General features: G+C 63.0%; 21 protein-coding genes. 20 read left to right on the top strand and 1 reads right to left on the bottom strand.

From position 1 onward, the window contains the following. Positions 1–75: 75 nt before the first annotated feature. From rlmM to K5658_RS08175, 12 genes are all read left to right on the top strand, one after another. Complete coding sequence (gene rlmM, locus K5658_RS08230; protein ID WP_221066464.1) at positions 76–1,170, top strand: 23S rRNA (cytidine(2498)-2'-O)-methyltransferase RlmM; 1,095 nt, start codon at positions 76–78, stop codon at positions 1,168–1,170. A gap of 110 nt (positions 1,171–1,280) precedes the next feature. After that, entirely contained in the window at positions 1,281–2,009 is a 729-nt protein-coding gene (gene phoU / locus K5658_RS08225; protein WP_221066463.1) for a phosphate signaling complex protein PhoU, read from the top strand. A 79-nt stretch (positions 2,010–2,088) separates the two neighbouring features. Further along, the gene (gene bamA, locus K5658_RS08220; RefSeq protein WP_221066462.1) at positions 2,089–4,434 is read left to right on the top strand and encodes an outer membrane protein assembly factor BamA; all 2,346 of its coding nucleotides are present in this window, start codon (positions 2,089–2,091) and stop codon (positions 4,432–4,434) included. Between the two features lie 158 nt (positions 4,435–4,592). Further along, positions 4,593–5,099, top strand: coding sequence for an OmpH/Skp family outer membrane protein (locus tag K5658_RS08215; RefSeq protein WP_221066461.1), 507 nt, complete (start codon positions 4,593–4,595; stop codon positions 5,097–5,099). Positions 5,100–5,151: 52 nt separating this feature from the next. Continuing rightward, entirely contained in the window at positions 5,152–5,592 is a 441-nt protein-coding gene (gene fabZ, locus K5658_RS08210) for a 3-hydroxyacyl-ACP dehydratase FabZ (protein WP_221066460.1), read from the top strand. Next, entirely contained in the window at positions 5,589–6,359 is a 771-nt protein-coding gene (gene lpxA, locus K5658_RS08205; RefSeq protein WP_221066459.1) for an acyl-ACP--UDP-N-acetylglucosamine O-acyltransferase, read from the top strand. The genes fabZ and lpxA overlap by 4 nt, the downstream gene beginning before the upstream one ends. Positions 6,360–6,372: 13 nt before the next feature. Further along, positions 6,373–6,963: a ribonuclease HII gene (locus K5658_RS08200; protein ID WP_221066458.1), complete on the top strand. Its 591-nt coding sequence runs from the start codon at positions 6,373–6,375 to the stop codon at positions 6,961–6,963. Positions 6,964–7,055: 92 nt separating this feature from the next. After that, on the top strand, positions 7,056–7,697 hold the full coding sequence (locus K5658_RS08195) for an MOSC domain-containing protein (RefSeq protein WP_221066457.1): 642 nt from the start codon (positions 7,056–7,058) through the stop codon (positions 7,695–7,697). 23 nt (positions 7,698–7,720) lie between these two features. Further along, positions 7,721–8,497, top strand: coding sequence for a helix-turn-helix transcriptional regulator (locus tag K5658_RS08190; RefSeq protein WP_221066456.1), 777 nt, complete (start codon positions 7,721–7,723; stop codon positions 8,495–8,497). A gap of 153 nt (positions 8,498–8,650) precedes the next feature. Then, positions 8,651–11,626 (top strand): beta strand repeat-containing protein, encoded by a 2,976-nt coding sequence (locus K5658_RS08185; protein ID WP_221066455.1) that lies wholly within the window; start codon positions 8,651–8,653, stop codon positions 11,624–11,626. A 31-nt stretch (positions 11,627–11,657) separates the two neighbouring features. Then, positions 11,658–12,359: a PEP-CTERM sorting domain-containing protein gene (locus tag K5658_RS08180; RefSeq protein ID WP_221066454.1), complete on the top strand. Its 702-nt coding sequence runs from the start codon at positions 11,658–11,660 to the stop codon at positions 12,357–12,359. Between the two features lie 181 nt (positions 12,360–12,540). Next, complete coding sequence (locus K5658_RS08175) at positions 12,541–12,987, top strand: methyltransferase family protein (protein ID WP_221066453.1); 447 nt, start codon at positions 12,541–12,543, stop codon at positions 12,985–12,987. A gap of 94 nt (positions 12,988–13,081) precedes the next feature. Here the strand turns inward: K5658_RS08175 and hpnH are convergent, their stop codons facing one another. After that, positions 13,082–14,185: an adenosyl-hopene transferase HpnH gene (gene hpnH, locus K5658_RS08170; RefSeq protein WP_221066452.1), complete on the bottom strand. Its 1,104-nt coding sequence runs from the start codon at positions 14,183–14,185 to the stop codon at positions 13,082–13,084. Positions 14,186–14,502: 317 nt separating this feature from the next. On the opposite strand from hpnH, the gene K5658_RS08165 reads away from it, so the two are divergent. From K5658_RS08165 to K5658_RS08130, 8 genes are all read left to right on the top strand, one after another. Continuing rightward, the gene (locus K5658_RS08165; protein WP_221066451.1) at positions 14,503–15,594 is read left to right on the top strand and encodes a phytoene/squalene synthase family protein; all 1,092 of its coding nucleotides are present in this window, start codon (positions 14,503–14,505) and stop codon (positions 15,592–15,594) included. Between the two features lie 32 nt (positions 15,595–15,626). Next, on the top strand, positions 15,627–17,585 hold the full coding sequence (gene shc / locus K5658_RS08160) for a squalene--hopene cyclase (RefSeq protein WP_221066450.1): 1,959 nt from the start codon (positions 15,627–15,629) through the stop codon (positions 17,583–17,585). Between the two features lie 163 nt (positions 17,586–17,748). Further along, entirely contained in the window at positions 17,749–18,510 is a 762-nt protein-coding gene (locus K5658_RS08155) for a phosphorylase family protein (protein ID WP_221066449.1), read from the top strand. After that, positions 18,511–21,150, top strand: a complete 2,640-nt coding sequence (locus K5658_RS08150; RefSeq protein ID WP_221066448.1) for an MMPL family transporter — start codon at positions 18,511–18,513, stop codon at positions 21,148–21,150. A gap of 44 nt (positions 21,151–21,194) precedes the next feature. Continuing rightward, the gene (locus K5658_RS08145) at positions 21,195–22,586 is read left to right on the top strand and encodes an aspartate aminotransferase family protein (protein WP_221066447.1); all 1,392 of its coding nucleotides are present in this window, start codon (positions 21,195–21,197) and stop codon (positions 22,584–22,586) included. Positions 22,587–22,668: 82 nt separating this feature from the next. Beyond that, positions 22,669–22,848: a hypothetical protein gene (locus K5658_RS08140; protein ID WP_221066446.1), complete on the top strand. Its 180-nt coding sequence runs from the start codon at positions 22,669–22,671 to the stop codon at positions 22,846–22,848. Positions 22,849–22,887: 39 nt separating this feature from the next. Continuing rightward, complete coding sequence (locus K5658_RS08135; RefSeq protein WP_221066445.1) at positions 22,888–23,394, top strand: DUF3592 domain-containing protein; 507 nt, start codon at positions 22,888–22,890, stop codon at positions 23,392–23,394. Positions 23,395–23,445: 51 nt separating this feature from the next. Further along, on the top strand, positions 23,446–23,817 hold the full coding sequence (locus K5658_RS08130; protein ID WP_221066444.1) for a copper resistance CopC family protein: 372 nt from the start codon (positions 23,446–23,448) through the stop codon (positions 23,815–23,817). Position 23,818: the final 1 nt, after the last annotated feature.

Here is a 23,818-nt window from a genome sequence, read left to right as displayed (position 1 = left end):
CCCGGCGGGGTTTGGGAACCCACGGAACCCGCCCCGCTATTGACGCCACCCGACTCCACCCCTACCCTCTGCCCGATGAATCCATCCATCGCCACCCATCCCGCCCCGAAATCCTCCCCCGACTGTCTGCTGCTCTACTGCCGTGGCGGCTTCGAGAAAGAATGCGCGGCGGAAATCATCGACCACGCCCTGGCCCTGGGCGTCGGCGGCTATGTCAAGGCCAAGCCCGATAGCGGCTATGTGGTGTTCGTGCCCAACGACCCCAAGACGATGGCGGCGGCGCGGCGGCTGCGCTGGGCCGATTTGATCTTCGCCCGCCAATTGATCTTCGCCAGCGGTCCCCTGACGGAACTTCCGCCCGAAGACCGGGTGACGCCCCTGCTGGAACAGGCCCGCGGCCTGGCCCAGCGCTTTTCCGATTGCTGGCTGGAAACCGCCGACACCAACGCGGCCAAGGAACTCTCGGTGTTCGTGCGCAAATTCGCCGTGCCCTTCCGCAAAGCCCTGGAACGGGAAGCCCTGCTCGGCGGCAGCAAGACCTTGCGCCTGCATGTCTTCTTCCTGGACTCGGCCACGGCCTATGTCGGCGTGGCCGATCCCCACCACGCCGCGCCCTGGCCCATGGGCATCCCGCGCCTGAAAGCGCCGCGCTCCGCCCCCAGCCGCTCCACCCTCAAGCTGGAAGAGGCGTTCCTGGTGTTCGTGGCCGATCCCGAGCAAGACCTGAAACCCGCCATGACCGCCGTCGACCTGGGCGCGGCCCCCGGTGGCTGGACCTGGCAACTGGTGCGGCGGCATCTGCGCACCACCGCCATCGACAACGGCCCGCTCGATCCGGCCCTGCTCGACACCGGCATCGTCGAGCATCTCAGGGTCGATGGCTTCCGCTACCGCCCGCCCAAGCCGGTGGATTGGCTGGTCTGCGATATGGTGGAGCAACCCGCCCGCATCGCCGCCCTCGTCGCCGAATGGCTGGCGCAAGGCCATTGCCGCCAAGCCATCTTCAACCTGAAATTACCCATGAAAAAGCGCTACGAAGAAGTCCGGCGCTGCCGGGAAATCATCGCGGCCCGGTTGGATAAGGCGGGTATCGATTACCGGCTGGCGTTCAAACAGCTTTACCATGACCGGGCGGAAATCACCGGGTATCTGGCCCTGGATCGCCGCTGAAACCCCGTGCCGCGCCGCAAAGTCCCGAACTTTCAACCGTCATGCCGAGTTGATAGAATGCCGACCGCCCCCATCGATGAAAATCAGCCAATAATCGTGCCGAACCCATCATGACCAGCTTATTCGACAGCGAAAATATCCACCATCATATTTCCAAGCAATACGACCAGGAGCTACTGGATATCCGCAACCGGGTTTTGGCCCTGGGTGGCTTGGTGGAATCCCAAGTGGAATCGGCCATCACCGCCTTGATCGAATGCGATGTGGAATTGGCGGAACGGGTCATCGCCGACGATTACAGGGTCAATTCGATGGAGGTCGCCATCGACGAGGATTGCACCCATATCCTGGCCCTGCGCCAGCCCGCCGCCCGCGACCTCAGGTTGGTGGTGGCGGTCATCAAGACCATCACCGACCTCGAACGCATCGGCGACGAGGCCAAGCGCATGGCCCGCGTCGCCATCGACCTCGCCGCCCACTATCCCAAGAAGAACCAATTCACCGACCTGCAACAACTGGCCCAGCATGTGCGCGGCCTGTTGCGCGAAGCCCTGGACGCCTTCGCCCGCATCGACGTGGACGAAGCCCTGCGGGTGGTGCAGGAAGACCGGCAGGTGGATTGCGAATACGAAAGCATCATGCGCCAGCAGATCACCTATATGATGGAAGACCCGCGCTCCATCCCCCTGGCCTTGAACATCATGTGGTCGGCGCGTTCCCTGGAGCGGATCGGCGACCGCTCCTGCAATATCTGCGAATACGTGATTTACTACGCCAAGGGCAAGAACATCCGGCATATCAGCATCGAGCAGGTGCAAGCGGACCTCCGGCGCAATTGACGCCCGCCCGGCGGGGCGCAGACCGGAACGCCCGCCACCCCCGTCCCAGGCCGTCCCCAATCCCTGACTATCCCCATTCATGAAGCGCTTCCTCAAAACCCACTTGGCGGGGCTGATGCTCCTTACCGCGGTTTCGACCCAAGGCATGGACTCGTTCATCATCGAAGATATCCGCGTCGAAGGGCTGCAACGGGTTGCGCCGGGCACGGTGTTCAATTACCTGCCGGTCAAGGTCGGCGATTCCTTCGACCAGCGCTTGGCGGCGGAATCGATCAAGGCGCTGTTCAAGACCGGCTTCTTCAAGGATGTGAAGCTCGAACAGGACGGCGACACCCTGCTGATCCTGGTCGAGGAGCGGGCCTCCATCGCCAGCGTCAAGCTGGAAGGCAACAAGGACATCGGCACCGACGACCTCAAGAAGGCGCTCAAGGGCGTGGGCCTGTCCGAAGGCAAGGTGTTCGACCGCGCCATCCTCGACAAGGTGGAGCAGGAACTCAGGCGGCAATACTACAGCCGCGGCAAATACGGCCTCAAAATCACCTCCACCGTGGAGGAACTGCCGCGCAACCGGGTCGAGGTCGTCATCAAGATTTCCGAGGGCAAGGTCGCCAAGATCAAGCAGATCAACATCGTCGGCAACTCGGTGTTCAGCGACGAGGAATTGCTCGACGCCTTCGAACTCAGCACCGGCAACCTCCTGTCCTTCTATACCAAGAACGACCAATACTCCAAGCAAAAACTGGGCGCGGACCTGGAACGCCTGCGTTCCTATTACCTCGACCGCGGCCATATCAATTTCCAGATCGAATCCACCCAGGTCGCCATCACCCCGGACAAGAAGGAAATCTACATCACGGTCAACGTGAAGGAAGGCGAGGTCTACAAGGTCAGCGATGTGAAGCTGACCGGCAAGCTGATCGTGCCGCCGCAGGAACTCACCCCCCTGGTGCAGATCGGCCCGGCCGACACCTTCTCCCGCAAGCTCGCCACCGAAACCTCCAAAGCCATCTCCGACCGGCTCGGCGACGAGGGCTATATCTTCGCCAATGTCAACATGGTGCCCGAGGTCGACGAGGCCACCAAAACCGTGGCCATCACCTTCTTCGTCGATCCGGGAAAACAGGTCTACGTGCGCCGCATCAACTTCCGCGGCAACACCAAGACCCGCGACGAGGTGCTACGCCGGGAAATGCGCCAGATGGAAGCCGCCTGGGCCTCCAGCACCAAGATCGAGCGCTCCAAGACCCGCTTGGAACGCCTGGGCTATTTCCAGGAAACCAACGTGGAAAGCCCCGCCGTCCCCGGCACCACCGACCAGATCGACGTGAACTACAGCGTGACCGAAAAGCCCTCCGGCAACATCATGGCGGGCGTCGGCTATTCGCAGGTGCAAGGCATCATCCTCAACGCCAGCATCACCCAGGACAACGTGTTCGGCACCGGCAAGCGCATCAACTTCACCTTCAACAACAGCCAGATCAACACCATCTACCGGATCGGCTATTTCAATCCCTATACCAACCTGGACGGCGTCAGCAGCGGCTTCGACCTGTCCTACCGCCAGACCAACGCCCAACAGATGAACCTCGCCAACTACAATACCGACGTGGCGACGGCGGGCGGCAACCTGGGCGTGCCCCTGGGCGAATTCGACTCCCTGCGCTTCAACCTGGATTACAACCACACCAAGCTCAAGACCTCGTCCAACACCTCGGAGCAGGTCTACAACTTCATCCAGGACAACGGCGACACCTTCGACTACGTCACCCTGGCGGCGGGCTGGGTCCACGACACCTTGAACCGGGCCATCTTCCCCACCGACGGCGGGGCGCAGCGCCTGTCGATCCTCAGCACCATCCCGGTGGGCGGGCTGGAGTTCTACAAGGCCAGCTACAAAATCCAGCATTATTTCCCCATCGCCAAAGACCTCACCTTCATGGTCCAGGCCGAGGCGGCCTATGGCGACGGCTATGGCGACACCGACGGCCTGCCGTTCTTCGAGAACTATTTCGCGGGCGGCCCGCAATCGGTGCGCGGCTTCATGGCCAACACCCTGGGCCCACGCACCACGCCCAACCCCACCACCGGCTTCGGCGGCAACCTGCCCCTGGGCGGCTCCAGCAAACTGGTGGGCACGGCGGAACTCCTGTTCCCGGTGCCGTTCATGCACGACAACAAGAGCATCCGGCTCGGCGCCTTCATGGACGCCGGCAACGTGTACTGTGGCGCGTTCAAGACCCCGAACCCCGACGATATCAATTGTTACGCCCAGTCCAGCGGCAATTTCATGCGCTTCTCGACCGGGCTGTCGGCGCGTTGGTTGTCGCCCTTCGGCAACCTGTCGTTCAGCATCGCCGAGCCGCTCAATTCCCAACCGGGGGATAGGACGCAGTTGTTCCAGTTTTCGTTCGGTTCGGGCTTCTGAGGCGCGACGGCCGGCCCCGCCCGCGCCCGGCCCCGGCATGGAATGGCGCGGCTACCGGCAAAGCCTGTTAGAATTTTCCCCTTCATGCGCCGGGCCATTCCCCGACCGGCCGGCGCATCCCGGATTGTTTTCACTATTAGCCTTGGAGCGAGACTCGAATGGGTAAGAAAATCGGTGTAGCGTTGCTGGTCCTGTTGACGAGCGCGGGCGTTTCCGCGGCCGACCTCAAGATCGGATTCGTGAACGTGGCGAAACTGCTGGAAAAAGCCCCCCAGGCGGAAAAAGCCAAGAAGGACCTGGAACGCGAGTTCGCCCCCCGCGATAAAAAGCTGGTGGCCGAGCAAAAGGAACTCAAGCAGATGGAGGAAAAGCTCAACAAGGACGCCGCCGTCATGAGCGACTCGGAAAAACAACGCCTGGACAAGGAAATCATCAGCCGCAAACGCGAAGCCAAGCGCCTGCAAGACGAATTCCGCGACGACTTCAACCTGAGCCGCAACGAAAAGCTGAGCCAACTGCAAAAGGAAATCTTCGAGGCCATCCAATCCCTGGCGAAAGAAGACAGCTACGACCTGCTCCTGACCGATGGCGTGGTCTACGCCAGCGAAGCCATCGACGTGACCGGCAAGGTCGAAAAGAAGCTCGAACAAAGCTTCAAGCGCTGACATTCCCCCGCCCCTCCCGCACGGCCCACTCCTGACATCATAGGCAACCGCATTGGATATCCAACAAATAAAGGAATACCTGCCCCACCGCTATCCCTTCCTGCTGATCGACCGCGTGGTGGAGGTGGAACCCGGCAAACGGCTCCTGGGCTATAAGAACGTCACCTGCAACGAACCGTTCTTCGCCGGGCATTTCCCGCAGGAACCCATCATGCCCGGCGTCCTCATCATCGAAGCCCTGGCCCAGGCCACGGGGCTCCTGGCCGGCAATTCCATGGCCGGCATCATGGGCAAGAACAAAACCTATTACCTGGTCGGACTCGACAAGGTCCGCTTCAAACGCCCGGTGACCCCCGGCGACCGGCTGATGCTGGAAGCCACCTACCTGCGCCACAAGCGCAACATCTGGGCCTTCTCCTGCCGCGCCGAGGTCGATGGCGAATTCGTCGCCAGCGCGGAAATCATGTGTGCCGCAGCGGAGCGGGAGTCTTGATTCATCCCACGGCTATCATCGACCCGTCCGCCGAACTGGCGGAAGATGTGGAGGTCGGCCCCTACAGCCTGATCGGCGCGGATGTCCGCATTGGCGCGGGCACCCGGATCGGTCCCCATGTGGTGATCCGGGGTCCGACCGTGATCGGGCGCGACAACCGGATATTCCAATTCGCCTCCATCGGCGAAGACCCGCAGGACAAGAAATACCGGGGCGAAACCACCCTGCTGGAGATCGGCGACCGCAACACCATCCGCGAATTCACCACCGTCCACCGCGGCACGGCCCAGGACCGGGGCGCGACCCGCATCGGCCACGACAACCTATTGATGGCCTACACCCATGTCGCCCACGATTGCGTGGTCGGCAACGGCGTCATCATGGCGAATGCCGCCTCGCTGGCCGGCCATGTCCATGTCGATGACTGCGCGATCCTGGGCGGATTTTCGCTGGTGCACCAGTTCTGCCAGATCGGGCAATACAGCTTCTCGGCCATGGGCAGCGTCATCACCCGCGATATTCCGCCCTATGTCATGGTCGGCGGCAGCCCCACCAAACCGCACGGCATCAACAGCGTGGGGTTGGAACGCCGGGGCTTCAGCCCCGAGGCCATCCGCCAAATCCGCAAGGCCTACAAAGCCATCTACAAATCCGGCCTGAAACTGGAAGAAGCCCTGCAAAGCCTGATCGAAATGTCCGCCGCGACACCGGAAATCCAGTGCATGGCGGATTTCATCCAACAAACCGGGCGCAGCATCCTGCGCTGAGGCACGGGAACCCATGGACGCCAGCGGTCCCCGGCTCATCGCCGGCCTCGACGAAGTCGGGCGCGGTTGCATCGCCGGTCCCGTCATCGCGGCGGTGGTGGTGTTCCCGGAGGGCGCGGCCCCGTTCCCCGGCCTCGCCGATTCCAAAAAACTCACGCCCAAGCGCCGCGCCGAACTGGCCCGGCGCATCGAGGCGGAAGCCCTGGCCTACGCCATAGGCCGGGCCGAAGCCCCCGAGATCGACCGGATCAACATCCTGCAAGCCACCTTCCTGGCGATGCGCCGCGCCTACGCCGGCCTCGGGCTGGAACCCGACGAAATCCGGGTCGATGGCGACCGACGCCCCCCCGGATTGCCGCGGCCCTGCCGCGCCATCGTCGGCGGCGACGCCATCGAACCCACGATTTCCGCCGCCTCCATCCTGGCCAAGGTGTTCCGCGACCGCGAGATGGAAATCCTGGACGGCTTCCATCCGGGCTATGGTTTCGCCATCCACAAGGGTTATCCCACCCCGGCCCACCAGGCGGCGCTGCGCGCTTTGGGCATCAGCCCGGTCCACCGCCGTTCCTTCGGGCCGGTCGCCCGCGCGGCCAGCCTGTTTTAAACCGGGCGGTATATCCTATGCGCCCATTCCCAAGCGGCGCTTGGGAATCCGTACAACCCGCAAACTATCCATCATGCCCGCGAGGTAATCCCATGGAACTGCTCGCCATCAGCCTGGCCCCGGCCCGGCTCGTCGAATACCAACGGGGCCGGGTCTCCACCGGCATCTTCAAGGAACCGGTCGCGGGACCGGTGCGGGTCGGTCCCGAAGGCTTGGAAGGCGATGTGCAGGTGGACCGCGAGAACCACGGCGGACCGGACAAGGCCGTCTATGCCTATAGCCTGGAGAATTACCGCCATTGGGAACAAGCCCTGGGCCGCACGGCACCTTTTCCTTACGGCCAGTTCGGCGAAAACCTGACCGTCACGGGACTGCCGGACGAAGCCGTGCATATCGGCGATATCTTCCAGGTCGGCGGCATCCGGGTCCAAGTCACCCAACCGCGGGTACCCTGCTTCAAGTTAGGGCTAAAGATGGGCGATCCCCGCTTCGTCGCGGTGTTCCGGCATTCGGGGCGGGTGGGCTTCTATCTCAGGGTGCTGGAAGGCGGCGAGATCGAGGCGGGGGCTCCCATCGTCCGGGTCGGGGAAGACCCGGCCCAGGTCAATATCCGCGATGCCATGCTGGCGGTGAACAAGGGGCCGCGCCAGCGCGAGTTCATCGACAAGGTGTTGGCGGTCCCGGCGCTGTCGTTGGCCTGGCGGGAAGAATTGACGCAGCGCCGGGCTGGCTAAGCGCCTGCGCGACCACGGCCCACATGAACGCCGCGTCCCAAGAAGATATCCACCGCCTCTGGGATGAACTGTCGGACTTCGAAGCCCACCAAGCCGAGCAAGCCGCCATCCACCTAATGGAATCCCTGTGCCATCTGGCCGGTGCCTGGAACGCCACCTGGGGTGGCGCGACCCGCCTGTCCGGGGAGTGCGGGAGCGACCCGTTGCGGGGCTGGCGCGTTCCCGCCATGAAGTTGCTCCACCCCATCATGCCCCATCCCGACGAAGGGCCGTTCAAAGAAATCCTGCGGCTCTGGGACCAAAGGGAAATCGATCCTTCCTTCCTGCTGCCCATGCGCGGTGTCGGCACCTTCCGCACCTATTCCTTCCGGCGCGAATTGCCACCGGAGTGGTTCGAATCGCCGTTCTACCAAGGCCATTACGCCGCCGTCGGCACCCACGACTCGGTCTTCGTGGGCTTCCCGCTCAATCCCGACGCCGAATCCCATTTCGGCTTCTATTCCCGCAGGACGTTCACCGACGCGGAAATCGCCCTGCTCGCCTACGCCATGCGCGGCATCAAATGGTTCCATCGCAAGCTCATGCTGGGCCACGGCCTATTGATGGCGTCCTCCCCTTTGACGCCGACCGAGCGCCGGGTGTTGCAACTGTTGCTGACCGAGTTATCGGAAAAGCAAATCGGCGGTCAAATGGGCCTCGCGGCTTCCACGGTCCACCAGCACGTCCTCAACATCTTCCGTAAATTCGGGGTACGCAGCCGCGCCGGGCTGATGAGCCTATGGCTGAACCGGGCCGGTTGAGCTTCCCACCCCCACCGAATAGTGGATATGGCGCGGCGACCATTTTCATTATTCTTATCCGGTTAAACCCTTACATACGCATGGAATTGCCGCCGCCCGGGCCGTGGAGGCCCAACCATCCACAACCCACCCCCTCGACACAGGCCCAATCCAATGAAAAACACGAATTCCCCGCTTCCGACAGCCCTGCCCCTGGCCGGGCTGTGCCTCCTGGCCTGGACCTCCGGCGTCCACGCCTTCGACACGACCCTAGGCTCCGGGTCCAGCGCCAACGGCACCTGGTCCGGCAATACCTGGGTGCCCAGCGCGGCGGGCTCGGTGGTGTCCGCCGCCGAGGTGCGGAGCCATCTGGCCTCCGGCCCCGTGACCATCGAGGCCACCGGCGGCGACGACCTCACCGTGGCCGCGCCGCTGGCCTGGGCCGACCAGACGCTCACCCTGCGGGCGGGCGGCGACATCAAGCTCCAGGCCCAACTCGATGGCACCGGCACGGCGGGCCTCGCGCTGGAATACGGCCAGGACGCGGTGACCGCGGGCAACGCCGCCAGCTATTCCGTCAACGCCCCGGTCAACCTCGCCGCCACCGGCGGTTTCAGCACCCAACTCGGCTCCGACGGCACGGTGAAGAACTACACCATCCTCACCAGCCTGGGCAGCGAAGGTTCCATCACCGGTACCGACTTGCAGGGCATCCATGGCAACCTCGGCGGCAACTATGCGCTGGGGGCCGACATCGACGCCAGCGCCACCAGCGGCTGGAACGGCGGCGCGGGGTTCAAGCCGATTGGAGGCGCGTACGATGCCATTGATCATTCGAACTACTACACCGGGCAATTCGACGGCCTCGGCCATGTCATCAGCGGCCTCACCATCAACCGCCCCTCGCAGTATTACATTGGGTTGTTCGGGAAGGCGAAGGATGGCGCGCGCATTGCCCATGTCGGCCTCCGCGACGTTTCCATCGTTGGCAATATCTTTGTCGGAGGGCTGCTCGGACTGGGGCAAACCGCCACGATAGAAAGGAGCCATGTCACCGGCTCGGTGACCGGCGCCGACCACGTGGGCGGCATTCTCGGGCGAGACCCTGTTCCCATCAGTTCGGTCTCTCTCAGGAACGTCTGGTCTTCCGCCGATGTCACCGCCACCCGCCCGGGAACCGGTGGTCAAAGTTTGGGCGACGGCGTCGCCGGTGGCTTGGTTGGATATGGGGGCAGGGTCTACGACAGCTATGCCACCGGCAAAGTGCGCGGCGGCAACCATGTTGGCGGGCTGATCGGCCTGGGCATGGCAAGCACCGTCAACAACGCGTATTTCTCCGGCACCGTGGGCCTTTACGCGGGAACATCCCCTTCAGTCGGCGGCATCATGGGTTCCTGGGTGAACGGGGCCATCGGGGCGGGGATCCACAATGTCTATTGGAACACCGACACCGCCGGAGCCACTGGCCTTGCCCAGGGGGCTGCCTCGGGCACCATCACCAACCTCACCGGCCTGACCACCGCGCAGATGCGCGATGCGGCCAACTTCACCGGCTTCACCTTCACCAGCACGCCGGGCGGCGACGGCTGGGTGCTGGTCGGCAGCGACGGCACCCTCAACGGCAACAATGGCACCGTGCTGCCCATGCTCGCCTCCGAATGGTCGCCAGTCATCAAAAACACCCACCAGTTGCAGTTGATGACGCTGAAAAAGAACACGGGCTATGCCCTGGCCGGCAACATCGATGCCGCCGACACCAACGGCAAGGACGTGTGGCTTTCCAGCAGCTTCATGCCGGTGGGCAGGGCCACGGTAGGGAACTTCTTTACCGGCCGCTTCGACGGCCAGGGCCACATCATCGACGGATTGACCATTGACCGCAGTGGAACGGATTACGTCGGCTTGTTCGGCTTTGCCCAAACCGGCTCCTTGCTGCGCAACGTCGGCCTAACCAACAGCCACATCACGGGACAAAGCAAAGTCGGCGCACTGGTAGGCGGTATCGTTAACGGCAGCGTCGCCACCAGTTATGCGGACGGCGGCAGCGTGAGCGCGACCGGCGACAATGCCGGCGGCCTGGTCGGCAGCATTGCCAATGGGGGTAGCAGCGTCAGCAATTGCTTTGCCAATATCAGCGTCAGCGGTGCCAACTTTGTGGGTGGATTGGTCGGGATCAACTGGGGAAGCCTGGGTAACAGCCACGCCAGCGGCAATGTCAGCGGCGGCAGCAATCTCGGCGGTCTGGTGGGACATAACTACGGTGGCGGCACCGTCGCCAACGGCTATTACGCCGACACCACCGGCCAAGGCGACACCGGCAAGGGCACCCGCAGGACCGACACCGAGATGAAACAGCTCGCCACCTTCGCCGGCTGGGACATCGACGACGAAGGCGGCACCGGCAAAGTCTGGCGCATCTACGACGGCCACACCTACCCCCTGCTACGCGGCTTCCTCGCGCCACTCACCGCCACCGCCACCAGCGGCAGCCGCCCCTACGACGGCACCGCCACGGGACTCGGCCTGACCTACTCGCCCGCCCCTGACATGGCCCATTTGTTCGGCACCCTCACCGGCCTCGCCGACGGCGCGGAGGTCGGCTCCCACGCGGTCACGCCCGCCGGGCTGTATTCCGACCAACTCGGCTACGATATCACCGCCGTCGCCGGGACGCTGGACATCAACGCCGGATGCCCCGGCGATTCCGACTGCGACGGCCTCAGCGACATCCTCGAAGCCAAGCTGGGCACCGGCATCAACACCCCCGACACCGTGAAAACCGGCACCCCAGGCGCGGACAACCTCGTCGGCACCGGCGGCCCCGACCTGCTCGACGGCGGCCTGGGCCGCGACACCCTCACCGGCGGGGCAGGGGCCGACGTGCTCATCCTCCACACCCGCAACGACGGCACCGACCTCGCCACCGACTTCCAGCCCGGCACCGACCGCATCTCATTGGTGGACCTGTTCGCCGCCGAGAGCATCCACACCACCGACCCCATCGGCGACGGCTATATCAAGGCCATCGCCAGCCGGGGCGTCACCTACCTCCAGTTCATCCCGCCCGGCGGCCGCGCCATCACCCTGATGCAGTTCTCCGGCCCCCTCGCGGCGGCGGCGCTGGGGGTCAACGGCAACTTCGTGTACTGAATCCACCAAGCCCAATAGATAGGCAATCCCCATGTTCCATAGAAAATCGGCCCTCCTAATCCTGGCCGCGCTATGCCACGGCACCGCCGCCCAGGCCGGCATCTTCACCTTCACCAACCGCGCCGCCTTCACGTCGGCGCTGGCCACCGGCGGCTACGCGACCACCGTCGATAGCTTCGAGAGCTATACCCTGGGCACCACCTTCGCCAGCGGCGGCGGTCTCGGCGGCTATAGCTACACCGACAACAACGGCACCGGCCTGGACTTCGTGGTCGAAGACCAAACCGACACCAGTTCGCCCACCCAGGGGCTGGGCCTACGCGATCCGGGCGGTTCCGACCTCCTGACCTCCACCGACAGCATCGATATCGGCTTCGCCGCCACCCACGGCTTCGGCCTGGAAGTGATCACCGAGCCCGGCGCCCAGGATGGCGACCTGGTCCTCACCATCGGCGGCACCCAGGTCAACCTGCTAGCCTCCGCCCTGCAAACAACCCTGCCCGACGGTGGCACGGCCTATTTCTTAGGGCTCTACGACGACACCGGCACCTTCACCAGCGCCACCATCGCGGGCTCCGGCGGCTGGGGCTTCTGGAACATCGACGACGTGACCGCCGCCTACGCGCCCGCCGCCTCCGTGCCCGAACCCGCGACCGGCGGCGCGGTCTTGCTCGGGCTGGGCCTGCTCGGCGCGGCCCGGCGCAGGACCGGCCACGCCCTCCACTCCCGATAACCCCAAACGGCGGACGCCACCGGGGAAACCTGGCGGTGGTCCACCGGCACCGACGCTATAGCGCCGCGCCCACCCTCCTGCGCGGCCTGTCGCCCTTGGGCGGACTTTAGCCGCCCAAGGGGATTTTTGCTTATCATGGCGGTCCCTACCCCCTACCCTATCGAACCCATACCATTCCGCCATGAACAAACTCATTCTGATCCCGCCGCCCGTGTTCGCCCTGCTATTGTTGGGCGTGGGCTATGGCCTGGACCTTTTGTTCCCCACCTTGCCCAGGCCGCATTTGCCGCTATTGGGCCTGATCCTGATGGCGTCCGGCCTCGCGCTGGGCTTGATGGCCCTGGCCTATTTCCGGCGCGAGCGCACCACCCCCATCCCGCATGGGGAACCCAGCGCCCTGGTGCTGGCCGGGCCTTACCTCTGGACCCGCAATCCGATGTACCTGGGACTCTTCACCGCGCTGCTGGGCCTGGCCTGCTACCTGGGCGGATGGCCCTTGCTGCTGGCGGCACCGGGCTTTTGCGCCGTGGTCAACCGCATCCACATCCCGCACGAGGAGGCCAAGCTGGCCGGGTTGTTCGGCGAAGATTACGCCGCGTTCCGGGACCGCATCCCGCGCTGGCTCTGAATCGCGGAGGCCGTAGCCCGTAGGCTACGAGGCGCATAAAAAAACGGCGGCTCCCCAAGTGGGGAGCCGCCGTTTTCCGTTGGGTCCGGCGGACTCAGTCCACGGCCTTGATCGGGATGGCCGGGCGGGCCTTGGGCGCGGCGGGGATTTCGTATTCGGGCACCGGCTCTTCCGCCATCGGCCCCGTGGTGCGCGGCCCGAGCAGGGACACCCAGGCGGCTTTGAGCGGATTCCTCAGCGAATCCTCCACGGCGCTGGCCTCGTAGCCGCAATGGGCCATGCAGTTGGCGCACTTGGGATTCTTATTATTGCCGTATTTATCCCAAGGGGTTTCTTCCATCAGCGCCTTGAAGCTGGGAGCGTAGCCTTCGTCCACCAGCAGATAGCATGGCTTTTGCCAGCCGAACACGTTGCGGGTCGGATTGCCCCAGGGCGTGCAGTTATAGCTTTGGTTCCCGGCCAGGAAATCCAGGTACAGGCTGGAATGGTTCAGTTTCCACTTGCGGCCCCGCCCCAGCTTGAACACATCGCGGAACAACTGCTTGCTCTCGCGCATCTTGATGAAGATATCCTGCTTGGGCGCGTGTTCGTAGCTGAAACCGGGCGCGATGGTAGTGCCCTCGACGCCCAGCCGGTTGCAATGGTCCAGGAATTCGGCGATTTCCCCCGCTCCTTCGCCCTGGAACAAGGTGCAATTCACCGTGACCCGGAAGCCCCGGCTGATCGCCATCTCGATGGCCTCGACCGCGCGGTCGAACACGCCCTTCTGGCAGACGGAGGCGTCGTGGCGGTCGCGGTTGCCATCCAAGTGGATGGAGAAGGTCAGATAGGGGGAAGGCTGGTAATCGTCGATGCGCTTCTTGAGCAGCAAGGCATTGGTGCAGAGATAGACATATTTGCCCCGTGCGATGATGCCCTCGACGATCTGGGGCAGTTCCTTGTGCAGCAAGGGTTCACCGCCCGCGATGGACACAATGGGGGCACCGCATTCGTCCACCGACTGCAAAGCCTCCTCGACACTTAAGCGGCGATTAAGAATCTCGTCTGGATAATCGATCTTGCCGCAACCGGCGCAGGCCAGGTTACAGCGGAACAGGGGTTCGAGCATCAACACCAGGGGATAGCGCCGATTCCCCTTGAGTTTCTGCTGTAGAAGATATTTCGCCACGGTGAACTGTTGCCGTAGTGGAACGCCCATGCGTCGTCTCCATTGAATGGTCGGTTGAAACTATCGGGGATGGCGTCCTGTTGCGTAATAGAAACACGGCCGGCCATCGGAAATCTTGGTCGGGCCTTGGAATTCCCCGCTCCAGCGTCGTGGAAACCGGGAAACTCCAACTATTCCCAAACTTTGAACAACATGCTAGCGTTTAGTTGTATTTTCCTCAACTCTTTTTCGTTAAAATACAACATCGCTTGACGGAAAGACCGATAGCCCAAGCCCCGGCCCCGATGCCGGGATCGCCCAAGACCCGAAACGGTTGGAAAAACACCACACGGAGCCGCGTTGCCCGCATGAGCGCTAACCGCCCCATGGACCTATCCCAGGGGACCGCATCCCTATCCGACGACGCCCTGCAAGACCATCTCTTGCAAGGCGTCTCGCGCACTTTCGCCCTGACCATCCCGCAATTGCCCCCGGCCCTGGCCAAGCCGGTCGCCAACGCCTATTTGCTGTGCCGGATCGTCGATACCATCGAGGACGAGGTCGCGTTGGACTCCATCCAGAAGCGCCGGTTCTGCCAGCAATTCGCCCAGGTGGTGCGGGGCCGGGAACCGCCCGCGGCCTTGCGCGACGCCCTGGCCCCGCTGCTGTCGGACCAGACCCTGCCCGCCGAACACGAATTGATCGGCCTGATCCCCAGGGTGGTCGCCATCACCCACGGCTTCGCGGAAGAACAGCAGGACGCCCTCGCCTGTTGCGTCGAGATCATGGCGCGGGGCATGGCCGAATTCCAGGACCGCGACCTGAGCGCGGGGCTCGCCACGATGGCGGAAATGGACGCCTATTGCTATTACGTGGCCGGCGTGGTCGGGGAAATGCTGACCCGCTTGTTCTGCCATTATTCGCCCGCGATCGCCGCCCACCGCGCCGCCATGATGGAACTCGCCGTCTCCTTCGGCCAGGGCTTGCAGATGACCAACATCCTGAAAGACCTGTGGGACGACCGTGGCCGGGGCGTGTGCTGGCTACCGCAAAACATCTTCGACGCCCATGGCTACGATCTGCGCGAACTCGCGCCCGGCCATGACAGCCCGGCCTTCCGCGCCGGATTCCAGGATTTGATCGGCATCGCCCGCGGCCATTTACGCAATGCCTTGCGCTACACCCTGCTCATCCCACCGCAGGAAACCGGACTCCGGGAATTCTGCCTATGGGCCTTGGGCATGGCGGTGCTGACCCTGCGCAAGATCAACCGCCATTTGGATTTCGCCGCCTCCTCCGAAGTCAAGATCACCCGCCGCGCGGTCAAGGCCACCATCTTGACCAGCCGCTTGTTCCGTGCCTGCAACCCGCTGTTGAACGCCAGCTTCGCCCTCGCCACCACCGGGTTGCCACCGGAGCCCAACCGGCCCTCGCTCCCGGCGCATCCCCCAGAATCCTAAGCAGCCAACCACAATAAGGGAATCTCTTAGCTATGTTTACAGAACCGGCAGCCCGCAGCACCGCTATCGATTCGGCTTTCCTCAAGCCGTACGAAACCCCGCTGGACCAAGCCATCCGCCGCGTCAAAGAGCCGCTCCTGGCACTACAGTATCCAGAGGGCTATTGGGTCTTCGAATTGGAAGCCGATTGCACCATCCCGTCGGAATACATCCTGATGATGCATTTCATGGACGAGATCGACGCGGACTTGCAAGCCAAGATCGCCGTCTACCTCCGCGCCCACCAGCAGGCGGACGGCAGCTACCCGCTGTTCACCGGCGGCCCCGGCGACATGAGCTGCACGGTGAAGGTCTATTACGCGCTGAAGCTGGCGGGCGACGATATCGACGCCCCCCACATGAAAAAGGCGCGGGATTGGGTCTTGGCCCAGGGCGGCGCGGCCCATTCCAATGTGTTCACCCGCATCATGCTGGCGATGTTCGAGCAGGTGCCGTGGCGGGCCGTGCCCTTCATCCCGGTGGAAATCATGCTGCTGCCCAAGTGGTTCCCGTTCCACCTGGACAAGGTCTCCTATTGGTCGCGCACGGTGATGGTGCCCTTGTTCATCCTGTGCAGCCACAAGGTGAAGGCCCGCAATCCGCTCAAGATCGGCGTGCGCGAACTCTTCACCGTGGACCCGGAACAAGAGCGCGATTATTTCTCCCATGTCAAAACCCCGCTGGGCAAGGTGATCCTGGCCTTGGAACGGGTGGGCTTCAGGCTGGAACCCCTGATCCCCAAAGCCCTGCGCCAAAAAGCCACCCAAAAGGCCTTGGACTGGTTCGTCGAGCGCCTCAACGGCGTCGATGGCCTGGGCGCGATTTTCCCGGCCATGGTCAACGCCTACGAAGCCCTGGATTTGCTGGGCTATCCGCCCGAGCATGAATACCGCCGCATCGCCAAGGAATCCATCGACCGGCTGTTGGTGTTCAAGGACGACCATGCGTATTGCCAGCCCTGCGTTTCGCCGATCTGGGATACCGGCTTGTCCAGCCTCGCCCTGCAAGAGGCCAACAAATACGACCGCGACATCCGCACCGAAATGGCCGTGAAGGCCGGGCTGCGCTGGCTGGCGAGCAAACAGCTCACCGACCATCCAGGCGATTGGCGGATACGCCGTCCCAATGTCGAAGGCGGCGGCTGGGCCTTCCAGTTCGACAACACCTATTATCCGGATGTGGACGATTCCGCCGTGGTGGCCCAGGCCATCCTGCAAGGCCATGGCCCGGAACACCAGGAAGTCCTGCGCCGGGCCGGCAACTGGATCGCGGGCATGGCCTCGGAGAACGGCGGTTGGGGCGCGTTCGACGCCGACAACACCTATTACTACCTGAACAACATCCCGTTCGCCGACCATGGCGCTTTGCTCGATCCGCCCACCGCCGACGTGAGCGGACGCTGCGTGATGTTCCTGGCCAGCGACAAACAGCGCCGGGCCGAATTCCAGCCGGTGATCGACGCCGGAATCGCCTATCTCCGCCAGGAACAGGAAGCCGATGGTTCCTGGTTCGGACGCTGGGGCACCAACTATATCTATGGCACCTGGTCGGTGCTGGTGGGTTTCGAGGCAGCGGGCATGTCCAAGGACGACCCCGCCATGCGCCGCGCCGCCGCCTGGCTCAAGAGCGTGCAGCGGCCCGACGGCAGTTGGGGCGAGGACAACCTCACCTATCACGATCCCGGCGAGGACAAGCGGGGCCGTTTCGAATACAGCATGGCCTTCCATACCGCCCTGGCCTTGCTGGCCCTGATGGCGGCGGGCGAGGCCGATTCGCCCGAGGTGGCGGCGGGCGTGGATTATCTATTGCGGACCCAGGGCGCGGATGGCTTTTGGCACGATCCCTATTTCAACGCCCCCGGTTTCCCCAAGGTGTTCTATCTGAAATATCACGGCTACGATAAGTTCTTCCCGCTATGGGCCTTGGCGCGGTATCGCAACGAACGGGGCTGAACCGCGACGGGACGGGCCGTGGCCCGCCCCGTCCGATCCACGTGTTAGTCCGAACGCGCCGGGCCGGGCTTTCCAAGCATCCGTTTGGAAATCCGGCCCGGAATGTTTCGGCCCGTGGCACGGCCCAAGCCGGGAAGACCCCAGAAAAAACGCTGCCCGCACCATGAAGAAGCTCCGCGCCCGACCCAAGCCCCCGCACAACCCCATCGGCGTCCTGGTCGCCCTGCCCGACGAGGCCCAGAGCCTGCGCCGCTTCAAACCCGGTTGCGGCCGCTTGGTGCGCACCGGGGACGGCCATCATTTGATCGCCTCGGGGGCCGGTCCCGACCACGCCCGCCGCGCCGCCCTCCGGCTGGTCCAACAGGGCGTTTCCGGCTTGATGAGTTGGGGCTGCGCCGGGGCGCTGGTTCCGGGGCTGCAACCGGGATATTTGGTGATCCCCCAAACCCTGCTGGGCGCGGACGGCGAACGATTCGCGCCCGACCCCGCTTGGCACGAGCGCTTCGCCTGGGCCCTGGACAAAAAGCTCAGCACCAGCACCGACCTCCTCGCCGAAAGCGCCCACGTGGTCGCCACCGTCGCAGCCAAGCAAGCGCTACGCGCCGCCACCCAGGCCACGGCGGTGGACATGGAAAGCGCGGCGCTGGCGCGGGTGGCGCGGGAACACGGCCTGCCGTTCCTGGTGGTACGCGCCATCGCCGACCACTGGACCCTGGACATGCCCAAGGCCGTGACCTTCGCCCTGAACCGGCGCGGCGAGGTCCGCCTGCTGTGGCTGTTGGCCTATACCCTGGTCCATCCCGGCCAAGTCCCGCAACTGGTGGCGCTGGGCCGGGCCTTCGAGTCCGCCCTACAAGCGCTCCGCGCCGCCAAGGCCCATTCCGGCGCGGATTTTTGCTTCCCGACCCCGAACCCGGATTTTTAAATGACCAAGCTCGCCTCCCGTTTCCTGCTCCGCCTGATCCACGGCTGGGAAACCCATGTCATGAGCCACCCCTGGCTGGTGATCCTGTTCTTCGTGGCCGCTTGCGGACTGAGCCTGTGGTACACGGTGGAGAACCTATCGGTCAACACCAACACCGCCGACATGATCGCCACCGACGTGCCGTTCCAGAGGAACCGCATCCGTTTGGAAACCGCCTTCCCACAGGATGTGAATACCATCCTCCTCTTGGTCGAGGGTCAGACGCCGGAGGACACCCAGACCGCCGTGGAACGGATCGGCGATGCCCTGCGGGCCGACCGGGCCGATTTCTCGGCGGTCTACGTCCCGGACGACGGCGAATTCTTCGCCCGCAACGGCCTTTTGTACCTGAGTCCCCAAGAGCTTGAGTCCCTCGCCGCCCAACTGGCCCAGGCCCAGCCCTTCATCGGGCGCATCGCCGAGGACAACACCTTGCGGGGCTTGTTCGGCATCGTCGGCCAAGCCCTGACCGAGGGCGACCAGCACGACCTCGACCTGGACCTCAAGCCGTTGTTGCACAAGGTCCGCGAGGCGGTGGCGGCGGTGGCGGCGGGCCGGCCCTACCAGGTGTCCTGGCAGCAATTGATGAGCAGCCGCAACTCCGGGCTGGGCATCACCAAACGCTTCATCATCGCCACGCCGATCCTGAATTTCTCGGAGATGCAGCCCGCCGAAAAGGCCATCGCCGCCGTCGATAGGATCGTCGCCGCCACCGTCCAGGGCGAACTGGCCGGCGTGGTGGTGCATAAGACCGGCGAGGTGGTGCTGGAACACGAGGAAATGCAGACCATCGGCCTCGGGATGGGCGGCGCGGGGCTGGCTTCGTTGGTGCTGGTCAGCCTGACGCTGTGGTTCGCCTACCGCTCGTTCAAGCTGATGTTCGCCACCACGCTGACCCTGACCATGGGGCTGATTTTCTCGCTGGGTTTCGCCACCGCCGCCATCGGCCAGTTGAACCTCATCTCCATCGGCTTCGCGGTGCTGTTCATCGGCATGGGCGACGCCTATTCCTCGCATTTCTGCCTACGCTACCGGGAATTGATCCTGCGCGGCCAGACCGACCGCGATGCCTTGCACGGCACCCTGACCTCGACCGGCTCGTCCCTGGTGCTGAGCGCCATCACCGGGGCATTGGGCTTGTTCGCCTTCATCCCGACCAAGTATTCCGGGGTGGCGGAACTCGGCGTCATCGCCGGCACCAGCATGTTCATCGCCCTGGCGACCACCTTCACCGTGTTGCCGGCCCTGATGCGGGTCATGCCCATCCACCCCAAACCCAAGCTCAAAACCGCCAAGACCCGCCAAAAACCCCCGGCCTTTTCCTCGAACTGGCCTTTGCGCTATGCCAAGCAAGTGCGGATCGTGACGATCCTACTGGGACTCGGGGCGTTGGGCCTGGTGTTCCAGGTACAGGTGGATTTCAATCCCTTGAACCTCCGGGACCAAAGCACAGAATCGGTGAAGACCTTCAAATACCTGCTGCAATCGCAGGACACCACGCCCATGACCCTGGCGTCCCTGGCCCCGAACGCCGAAGAGGCCCAAACCCGCAAAGCCCGCTTCGAGCGCCTGCCCACGGTGGACCGGGTGATGAACATCTTCGATCTGGTGCCGGGCGAGCAGGAGGACAAGCTGGCGATCCTGTCCGACCTCGCCCTGGTCATGGGTCCGCAGTTGGAAAGCTTCACCGGACCCAAACCGGGCGGAGCGACGGTGGCGGCGGTGGAACAATTCCATCGTGCCGTCCAAGAACGGCTGGCCGCGAGCGGGGACGATGGCGTGCTCGGTCCCTTGGATCAAGCACTCAACACGTTCCGCGCCCAACTGGAAACCACGCCCGCGGCGCGCCAAGCCCTGCTGGACCGCCTACAGAGCAGCCTCCTCGACCCGCTGCCACCCATCATCGCCAATCTGCGGAAAAGCCTGGACGCCCAGCCCATCACCCTGGAATCCCTGCCCAAGGATTTGGTGGAGCGCTGGATCAGCGCCGATGGACTCTACCGCTTGCAAATCTTCCCCAAAAAGGACTTGAACGACCTCGACAATCTAAGGGAATTCATCCTGGACGCGCAAAAGGTCGATCCCGATGTCACCGACCTGCCCGTGACCTATCTGGAATCGATGAACGAGGTCATCGTCGCCTTCCAGCAGGCGTTCGCCATCGCCTTCGCCCTGACCACGGTCATCCTCCTGATCGTGCTGCGGAATATCAAGGATACCTTGCTGGTGTTGCTGCCCTTGCTGCTGGCCTCGCTGTTCACCGCCGCCATGACGGTGCTGGTGGGCGTGCCGTTCAATTTCGCCAATATCATCGCCCTGCCCTTGCTGTTCGGGCTGGGCGTGGACAGCGGCATCCACATGGCCCACCGGCTGCACTATCTCCGCTCCAGCGAGGACAACCTGTTGAGCAGCAGCGAGGCGCGGGGCGTCTTGTATGGCTCGCTGACCACGGTGTTCAGTTTTTCCAGCCTCGCCTTCACCCACCACGCGGGCACCGCCAGCATGGGGATGTTGCTCGCCATCGGCTTGTTGCTGACCCTGGTGTGCGCCCTGGTGGTCTTGCCCGCGTTCAGCACCCTGCGCCTGCCGCGCACCCATTGATCGTGTAAAATCCCAATCATTTCAATATCTTCTCGACTTCGGCCATGTCCAGCTACATCAAGGATTTACTCCAAACCCACCCCGGCAAGAATTTCGATTTGCACGATGCCCACCTCAACACCCAGATGGTGCGGGTGCTGAAAACCATCGGCTACGACCGGGTCTACACCCGCGCCAGCGGTCCCTATCTCTACGACAACCAGGGCAACGAATACCTTGATCTTCTGAGCGGCTTCGGCGTGTTCGCCCTGGGCCGCAACCACCCGGAAGTGGTGCAGGCGCTCCGGGACGTGCTGGACGCCGAATTGCCGGATTTGGTGCAGATGGACGTGTCGCTGCTGAGCGGCCTCTTGGCCGAAGCCCTGCTGAAGCATTGCCCGCCCAACCTGAGCAAGATGTTCTTCTGCAACTCCGGCGCGGAAGCCAACGAAGCTGCGATCAAATTCGCCCGCTACACCACCCAGCGCGAGAAGATCGTCTATTGCGAGCATGGCTTCCACGGTCTGACCCTGGGCGCTTTGTCCTTGAACGGCGAGGAGGTGTTCCGCGAAGGCTTCGGTCCCTTGCTGCCGGGCTGCGTGGCGGTGCCGTTCGACAACCTACCCGCGCTGGAAAACGCCCTGAAAAACCAGGACGTGGCGGCCTTCATCTTCGAGCCGGTACAGGGCAAGGGCGTGAACATCCCCTCCGATAGCTACCTGCCGGAAGCCGCCAAGCTGTGCCGCAAATACGGCACCTTGCTCGTGGCCGACGAGGTCCAGACCGGGCTGGGCCGCACCGGGAAATTCTGGGCGGTCGAGCATTGGGGTGTGGAACCCGACATGATCCTGATGGCGAAGGCGCTGTCGGGCGGTTTCGTGCCGGTGGGCGCGGTCGCCATGACGGCGCGGATCATGGACGCGGTATTCAACCGCATGGACCGCGCCGTGGTGCATGGCTCGACCTTCTCCAAGAACAATATGGCGATGGCGGCGGGCCTCGCCACGCTCAAGGTGATCGAAGAGGAGAAGTTGGTGGAGAACGCCGCCAAGATCGGCGGCGAGATCGTGGAGGGCATGCGGGCCATGATCCCGAAATACGATTTCCTCAAGCAGGTGCGCGGCAAGGGGTTGATGATCGCGGTGGAATTCGGCTCGCCCGACGGCCTGCTGCGCAAAGCCGCCTTCGCCGGGCTGGAAGCCGCCAACAAGGGGCTGTTCAGTCAAACCATCACCATCCCGCTGTTCAAGAACCACCGGATACTCAGCCAGGTGGCGGGCCATGGCATGAACGTGGTGAAGTTCCTGCCGCCCCTGGTCGTCACCGAAAAAGACCGGGATTGGATACTCCGGGCCATGGACCAAGTCATCGGCGATACCCAGGAAGTGGGCGGGGCGATCAAGGATTTGGGGAAGAATCTGATTAGCCATGCGTTGAAGCAGAAGGCGGGGGCTTGAATAGGTAGGATGCGCTGAACGAAGGGAATAGCTTTTATATCTTTGGACAACCATAGCAACAAGCCTCTATTAGAAGCCCATAATGCACGCCATCAAACGCGCAATCTCTATAGATGCCAACCATGAAATTCGCTTAACCATACCGGAAGCCCCCATTGGCTGCGAGGCGGAAGTCATTATTTTATTCAAACAGATACCCGAAACCGCCGAAGCCGAGAAATTTACCGATTTCCAAGGCAAGTTCCTAGAATTCCATGGATGAAGTGGTAGCCCACGTCCAGAAACTGCGGAAAGACCGGAAATGATCGAAAAGCAAATAAAAATGCGCCCATGTCCGCCAACTAAGTCGCTTTTGCTTTTACCCGCTTTCACTGCGTTTCTAGGAATTATTCTCCTGCTCTCTGGGCATGGAAACATCAAACAGGCTTGGCAATCATTAAGCTGGCCGAGTGTTGACGGTGAGATACTCTACTCCGATGTCGTGATGGCAAGCGGCGTCGGGCAATACCAAGCCATAGTCAAATTCCAATATTCGGTAGATAGCGAACAATATATCGGCGATACGATAGCTTTTACTCAAGCCTACAGCAGGGATAAAAGTTCTTTGCAAAATTTGGTGGCCGCCTATCCTATTGGATCGAACCCCAAAGTTTATTATGACCCTAAGAATCCCTCCACATCCGTGCTTAAGCCAGGGCTCCTAGGCACCAAAGACGATAATTTCGCGACCATTTCCGGGGGATTCATGTTTTTGGCTTCGCTATTAGGAATATTTTCAATACTGTACAAGCAAACAACAGAAAAATAGACCGGAAGCAACTTAATCCCCCCAATATTTCACCCAACCAATATCCACCCCATGCCACACCACCACAAAACCCTCCCCACCCTAGCCCTGGCCGCCCTCCTCGGTCTCGTCGGTGTCAACACCGCCCACGCCCACGCCGTGGTCACCGAATCCTCGCTCACCAAGGAACCCATCAAGCCGCACCATGCCGCCACCGTGGCCCTGTTCTTCAATTCCAACGTGGAACTGAAACTGTCGCGGGTGTTCCTGGTCAGCGCGGGCGATGTCTACCACCCGGTGGAAATCTCCAAGGGCAAGAAACCCGGCGAACTCCATATCAAGCTCCCCGCGCTCGACCCCGGCGACTACGCCATCAAGTACAAGGTGTTCGCCGCCGACGGCCATCTCACGGAAAACGCCATCCGCTTCCACGTCGCGGAATAAG

It is taken from the genome of Methylomagnum ishizawai, from assembly GCF_019670005.1.
Classification (GTDB): Bacteria; Pseudomonadota; Gammaproteobacteria; order Methylococcales; family Methylococcaceae; genus Methylomagnum; species Methylomagnum ishizawai.
The sequence above is the reverse complement of the archived record's forward strand: the minus strand, read 5'-3'. Positions and strand labels throughout refer to the sequence as shown.

What these genes read in the sequence shown, in the direction of transcription:
- phoU (WP_221066463.1), top strand. Translation starts at nt 1,281, where the DNA reads ATGACCAGCTTATTCGACAGCGAAAATATCCACCATCATATTTCCAAG.
- K5658_RS08190 (WP_221066456.1), top strand. Translation starts at nt 7,721, where the DNA reads ATGAACGCCGCGTCCCAAGAAGATATCCACCGCCTCTGGGATGAACTG.
- hpnH (WP_221066452.1), bottom strand. Translation starts at nt 14,185, where the DNA reads ATGGGCGTTCCACTACGGCAACAGTTCACCGTGGCGAAATATCTTCTA.
- K5658_RS08195 (WP_221066457.1), top strand. Translation starts at nt 7,056, where the DNA reads ATGGAACTGCTCGCCATCAGCCTGGCCCCGGCCCGGCTCGTCGAATAC.
- bamA (WP_221066462.1), top strand. Translation starts at nt 2,089, where the DNA reads ATGAAGCGCTTCCTCAAAACCCACTTGGCGGGGCTGATGCTCCTTACC.
- K5658_RS08145 (WP_221066447.1), top strand. Translation starts at nt 21,195, where the DNA reads ATGTCCAGCTACATCAAGGATTTACTCCAAACCCACCCCGGCAAGAAT.
- rlmM (WP_221066464.1), top strand. Translation starts at nt 76, where the DNA reads ATGAATCCATCCATCGCCACCCATCCCGCCCCGAAATCCTCCCCCGAC.
- K5658_RS08200 (WP_221066458.1), top strand. Translation starts at nt 6,373, where the DNA reads ATGGACGCCAGCGGTCCCCGGCTCATCGCCGGCCTCGACGAAGTCGGG.
- K5658_RS08185 (WP_221066455.1), top strand. Translation starts at nt 8,651, where the DNA reads ATGAAAAACACGAATTCCCCGCTTCCGACAGCCCTGCCCCTGGCCGGG.
- K5658_RS08155 (WP_221066449.1), top strand. Translation starts at nt 17,749, where the DNA reads ATGAAGAAGCTCCGCGCCCGACCCAAGCCCCCGCACAACCCCATCGGC.
- K5658_RS08175 (WP_221066453.1), top strand. Translation starts at nt 12,541, where the DNA reads ATGAACAAACTCATTCTGATCCCGCCGCCCGTGTTCGCCCTGCTATTG.
- K5658_RS08135 (WP_221066445.1), top strand. Translation starts at nt 22,888, where the DNA reads ATGATCGAAAAGCAAATAAAAATGCGCCCATGTCCGCCAACTAAGTCG.
- K5658_RS08130 (WP_221066444.1), top strand. Translation starts at nt 23,446, where the DNA reads ATGCCACACCACCACAAAACCCTCCCCACCCTAGCCCTGGCCGCCCTC.
- K5658_RS08140 (WP_221066446.1), top strand. Translation starts at nt 22,669, where the DNA reads ATGCACGCCATCAAACGCGCAATCTCTATAGATGCCAACCATGAAATT.
- K5658_RS08180 (WP_221066454.1), top strand. Translation starts at nt 11,658, where the DNA reads ATGTTCCATAGAAAATCGGCCCTCCTAATCCTGGCCGCGCTATGCCAC.
- shc (WP_221066450.1), top strand. Translation starts at nt 15,627, where the DNA reads ATGTTTACAGAACCGGCAGCCCGCAGCACCGCTATCGATTCGGCTTTC.
- K5658_RS08165 (WP_221066451.1), top strand. Translation starts at nt 14,503, where the DNA reads ATGAGCGCTAACCGCCCCATGGACCTATCCCAGGGGACCGCATCCCTA.
- K5658_RS08215 (WP_221066461.1), top strand. Translation starts at nt 4,593, where the DNA reads ATGGGTAAGAAAATCGGTGTAGCGTTGCTGGTCCTGTTGACGAGCGCG.
- K5658_RS08150 (WP_221066448.1), top strand. Translation starts at nt 18,511, where the DNA reads ATGACCAAGCTCGCCTCCCGTTTCCTGCTCCGCCTGATCCACGGCTGG.